Source organism: Aeromicrobium sp. PFPM2_SD2, from assembly GCF_057364525.1.
Map to the genome: position 1 here is coordinate 1 of NZ_JBNFNZ010000173.1, position 4,788 is coordinate 4,788.

A 4,788-nucleotide genomic window follows, 5' to 3' on the forward strand; every position below is an offset into this window, starting at 1 on the left:
CCGGCACGCTCAGGGAGCCATCGCTGCGGCCCAGGGGAGCGGGTGCTCCCGCTCGGGAGCGCGGGGGACGCACGAGGGCCCCGGACGACGTCGTCCGGGGCCCTCGGCGTACGGGGCGGCTAGCGGGCGCTGGCCGGCCGCTTGCGCTGGCCGTAGGTGCCGACGAGCACCAGGGTCAGCGCGATGACGAACATCGCGGTGCCGACGACGTTGACCTCCATCGGCACGCCGCGCTGGGCGGCGCCCCACACGAACATCGGGAAGGTCACCGTCTGGCCGGCGTTCAGGTTCGAGATGATGAAGTCGTCGAACGAGAGCGCGAAGCTCAGCAGGGCCGCGGCCAGGATGCCGGGGAACACGAGCGGGAAGGTCACCTTCCAGAACGTCTGCGCCTCGGTGGCGTACAGGTCCATGGCCGCCTGCTCGAGGTTGTCGTCCATGCCCGAGAGCCGGGCCTTCACCGTGACGATGACGAACGACAGGCAGAACATCACGTGGGCGATGAAGATCGTCCAGAACCCGAGCTGGCCGCCGAAGCCGGCCGCGACGAACAGGGCCAGCAGCGACGAGCCCATGACGATCTCCGGCGACGCCATCGGCAGGAACACCAGCAGGTTGGACGCCGAGCGGCCGCGGAAGCGGTGCCGCACCAGCGCGAACGCGGCCAGCGTGCCCAGCGTCGTGGCGACGATGGTCGCGAGCAGGCCGATCTGGATGCTGCGCGACACCGCCTCGCACATGCCCTCCGGCGCGCACGGGTGCGCCCAGTTGTCGAGCGTGAACGACTGGAAGCGGTAGACGTTGCGCGACCCGCTGGAGTCGTTGAAGCTCATCAGGGCCACGATCGCGATCGGGATGACGAGGTACAGCACCACCAGGGCGCCGAGCGCCAGCACGAGATGCTCGCCGATCCAGCGCCCCACCCTCTGCATCGGGCTCACGAGCGCACCTCCGTGAAGATCGCACGGTACGGACGTCCGCCCGTGAGGGCCTGGATCGTTCGCTCGCTTCGCTCGCTCATACGAGGTCCTCCGTGTTCGTCGTGCGGGCGTAGGCGACGACCATGGCGACGATGATCAGCATGAGCGTCACCGACAGCGCGCCGGCCGCGGCGTAGTCGCCGGTCGTCGTGAACAGGTTCTGGATGACGTTGCCGACCATCCGCTCGTTCGGGCTGCCCAGCAGCTCGGCGTTGATGTAGTCGCCGCTGGCCGGGATGAAGGTCAGCAGCACGCCGCCGATGACGCCGGGACGCGACAGCGGCCAGGTCACCTTCCAGAACGCCTTGGCCGGGGACGCGTACAGGTCGCCGGCCGCCTCGACGAGCCGCGGGTCCATCTTCTCCAGGCTCGCGTACAGCGGCAGCACCATGAACGGCAGGAAGTTGTAGACCAGGCCGGCGACCACGGCGATCGGCGTGGCCAGCAGGCGTCCGTCGTCACCGAGCAGGTGCACCGTCTGCAGCGCGTCCACGACCCAGCCGTCGTCGGCCAGGATCAGCTTCCACGACAGCGTGCGGATCAGGAAGCTGGTGAAGAACGGCGCCACGACCAGCACGAGCATGAGCGTCTTCCAGCGCCCGGCCTTGAACGCGATGGCGTAGGCCAGCACGTAGCCGAGCACCAGGCAGATCGCCGTCGCGATGCCGGCGTAGACCAGCGAGCGCACCAGCGGTCGCCAGTACTCCCCGATCGCGTCCGGGAAGTTGCCGAACACCCAGCCCACGTCGTAGCCGGTGAGCACCGAGCCGTCCGGGTCGAACAGGCTCGTGGCCAGCAGCGAGTACAGCGGGATGACGAAGAAGACGCCCAGCCACAGCGCGGCCGGCGCGAAGAGCCAGTAGCCGGTGAGGCGTCCGCGCATCAGACCTCCTCGAGCCCGGCCGTGGCGTCCTGCGACGCGTCCAGCAGGAAGGCGAACTCCGGACGCCACGAGATGTCGACCGGCGTGCCCGGCGCCAGCACGTCGCGCAGCCCGGTGTTCTGCTCGAAGACGGTGATCTCCTGGCCCCAGGCCATGCGCACCCGGTACTGGGTGCTCACGCCGATGAACGAGGCGTCGGTGACGACGGCCCCGGTCATGTGGTTGCCGGGGGCGTCGATCGGCTCGCCGGCGCGGGCGATGAGCACCTTCTCCGGACGGATGCCGATCCAGCCGCGGCCCGACGTCGCGTGGGCCCGGTCGCGCTGGACCGAGACGACGGTGCCGTGCATGTCGGCCTTCACCACGTCGCCGTCGACGCCGATGATCGAGCCCTCGATGAGGTTCGACTGGCCCAGGAAGTTGGCCACGAACGTGGTGCGCGGGTTGTCGTACAGCTCGGCCGGCGAGCCCATCTGCTCGATGACGCCGCCGTTCATGACCGCGACCACGTCGGCCATGGTCATGGCCTCCTCCTGGTCGTGGGTCACGTGGACGAACGTCAGGCCGACCTCGGACTGGATGCGCTTGAGCTCGACCTGCATGGCCCGGCGCAGCTTGAGGTCCAGGGCGCCGAGCGGCTCGTCGAGCAGCAGCACCTCGGGGCGGTTGATGAGCGCGCGGGCGAGCGCCACGCGCTGCTGCTGGCCGCCGGAGAGCTGGGTCGGCTTCTTCTCGGCCTGGCTGGTCAGCTCGGTCAGCTCGAGCATCTCCGCGACGGCCGCCTTGACCTCCTTGACCTTGCGCCGGCGCAGCCCGAACGCCACGTTCTCGGCGATGTCCAGGTGCGGGAACAGGGCGTAGTTCTGGAACACCGTGTTCACCGGCCGCCGGTACGGCTTGGCCCAGGTGATCTCGTCGTCGCCGAGCAGGATGCGTCCGCTCGTGGGCGTCTCCAGGCCGGCGACCATCCGCAGCGTCGTCGTCTTGCCGCAGCCGGACGGGCCGAGCAGGGCGAAGAACGTGCCGTGCGGCACGACGAGGTCGAGCGACTTGACCGCCGTGAACTCGGCGAACTCCTTGGTCAGGTTCTCCAGCCGCAGGTCGCGGGTGTGGGTCCGGTCGCGGTGCTGCTCCAGCACGTCATCCACCAGTGACATCTGCGAACTCTCCTTCGTAGGCGCGGGTCTGGTACTCCTTCAGCGCCATGAAGGAGTGGGTGAGGGACAGGGTCTCCTCGGTCGGGAAGATGAGCTCGCTCTCGGCCAGCTCGGGGTCGATCTTCTCCATCTCGGCCTGGGCGCCCTGGACCGGACAGATGTAGTTGACCCACGCCGCGAGCTTCGCGGCCACGGCCGGGTCGTAGTAGTGGTCGATCCACCGCTCGGCGTTGCGCTGGTGCTGCGCGAGGTTGGGGACGAGCATGTTGTCCGACCAGATCATCAGGCCCTCCTCGGGCGTGATGAAGCGCAGGTTCGGGTCGCCGGCGGCGATGACGTCGCCGGACCAGGCCACGCAGGCCAGGATGTTCCCGGCCGTCAGGTCCTGGATGTACTCGTTGCCGGTGAACGCCCGGATCTGCCCGTCGCGCCGCGCCTTGCGCAGCTTGTCCATCGCGTCGGCCCAGTCGTCGTCGGAGAAGTCGCTCGGCTCGGCGCCGTTGCTGAGCAGCAGCAGGCCCATCGTGTCGCGCATCTCGGTGAGCATCGAGACACGACCGCGCAGGTCCGAGCGCGTGAGCAGCTCGTCCATGGTGCGCACCTCGCCGACCTCGGCGGCGTTGTAGGCGATGCCGGTCAGGCCGGACTGCCACGGGGCGGAGTACTCGCGGTCCGGGTCCCAGTCGACGCCGCGCAGCGACGAGATGAGGTTCGCGTCCAGGTTCGGGACGTTCTGCTTGTCCAGCTTCTGGATCCAGCCCATCTGGATCATCCGGGCGGCCATCCAGTCGGTCAGCATGAACATGTCACGCTTCGTCTCCTGGCAGGCGCCCAGCTGGTTGACGACCTTGGCGAAGAACTCGACGTTGTCGTTGACGTCCGCGGTGTACCGGACGTCGATGCCGGTGGCGGCCTCGAAGTCCTGCAGCGTGGTCGTCGTGCTGTCGTCCTCGGACACGTCGATGTACTCGGGCCAGTTGGACACGACGAGCGACTTGTCGGTCGCCGAGCGGTCCTCGGCGGTGCACGACTCGGGGTCCTGCTTGCGGTCCGGCGTGCCGAACAACGGCAGGATGCCGGCGCTTCCGGCGAGCACGGCGCCTGCGCCGATGCCGCGGAGCACCGTGCGACGAGTGGTTGGACTCGGCATCACACCTCCTGAACCGGACACGGGGTCGTCCGGGCCAGCACATCGTCGCGCCCCGAAAGGGGCAATGACAATGGATTCAGCAGCGAATTAACGTCGGCGCAACGAAATCGGTGACGTTTCGCCGAGAACGCCGACGGTTTGCTCAGCCCAGACGGACGACGTGGGCCTCGCCCAGGTCGCTGAAGCGGTCCGGGTCGCAGGTCATCACGACGACCTGCGCGTCGCGTCCGGCCAGGGCCAGGACGGTCGCGAGCCGACGCCGGCGCTCGGGGTCGCTGAAGCCCAGCGAGTCGTCGAGCACGACCGGGGCGCCGTCGTCGGGATCGACCAGGCGCGCGGTGGCGAGCCGGGTGAGCAGCGCCAGCTGCTCGCGCGCGCCGCCGGACAGGCCCGCGAACGGGACCGTGACGCCGGCGAGCGTGCGGCTCTCGACGCTGAGGTCGTCGGCCACCTCGACCGAGAAGTCGGGGCCGAAGACCGGCCGCCCGAGCAGCTCGACCTCGCGGCGGAACGGCTCGACGTAGCGGGCGCGGGTCTCGTGCTGGTGCCGCTCCAGCACCTCGTGCAGCAGACGTGCCGCCTCCGCGCGGGCGCGCACGCCCGTGCAGGCGCGCTGCG

The 4,788-nt window shown here is 69.4% G+C and carries 5 protein-coding genes; all 5 read right to left on the bottom strand.

What is annotated here, in order from left to right; genetic code table 11:
• Positions 1 to 119: 119 nt before the first annotated feature.
• Positions 120 to 932: an ABC transporter permease gene (locus AC2W7G_RS09295; protein ID WP_485868189.1), complete on the bottom strand. Its 813-nt coding sequence runs from the start codon at positions 930 to 932 to the stop codon at positions 120 to 122.
• An 85-nt stretch (positions 933 to 1,017) separates the two neighbouring features.
• The gene (locus AC2W7G_RS09300) at positions 1,018 to 1,863 is read right to left on the bottom strand and encodes an ABC transporter permease (protein WP_485868185.1); all 846 of its coding nucleotides are present in this window, start codon (positions 1,861 to 1,863) and stop codon (positions 1,018 to 1,020) included.
• Positions 1,863 to 3,020 (bottom strand): ABC transporter ATP-binding protein, encoded by a 1,158-nt coding sequence (locus AC2W7G_RS09305; protein ID WP_485868186.1) that lies wholly within the window; start codon positions 3,018 to 3,020, stop codon positions 1,863 to 1,865. Before AC2W7G_RS09305 ends, AC2W7G_RS09300 begins: the two co-directional genes overlap by 1 nt.
• A complete protein-coding gene (locus tag AC2W7G_RS09310) occupies positions 3,004 to 4,116 on the bottom strand; it encodes a polyamine ABC transporter substrate-binding protein (RefSeq protein WP_485868187.1) in 1,113 nt (370 codons plus the stop codon). The genes AC2W7G_RS09305 and AC2W7G_RS09310 overlap by 17 nt, the downstream gene beginning before the upstream one ends.
• A gap of 196 nt (positions 4,117 to 4,312) precedes the next feature.
• Positions 4,313 to 4,788, bottom strand: a 476-nt coding sequence (locus tag AC2W7G_RS09315; RefSeq protein ID WP_485868188.1) for an ATP-binding protein, incomplete at its 5' end; no start/stop codon positions are given.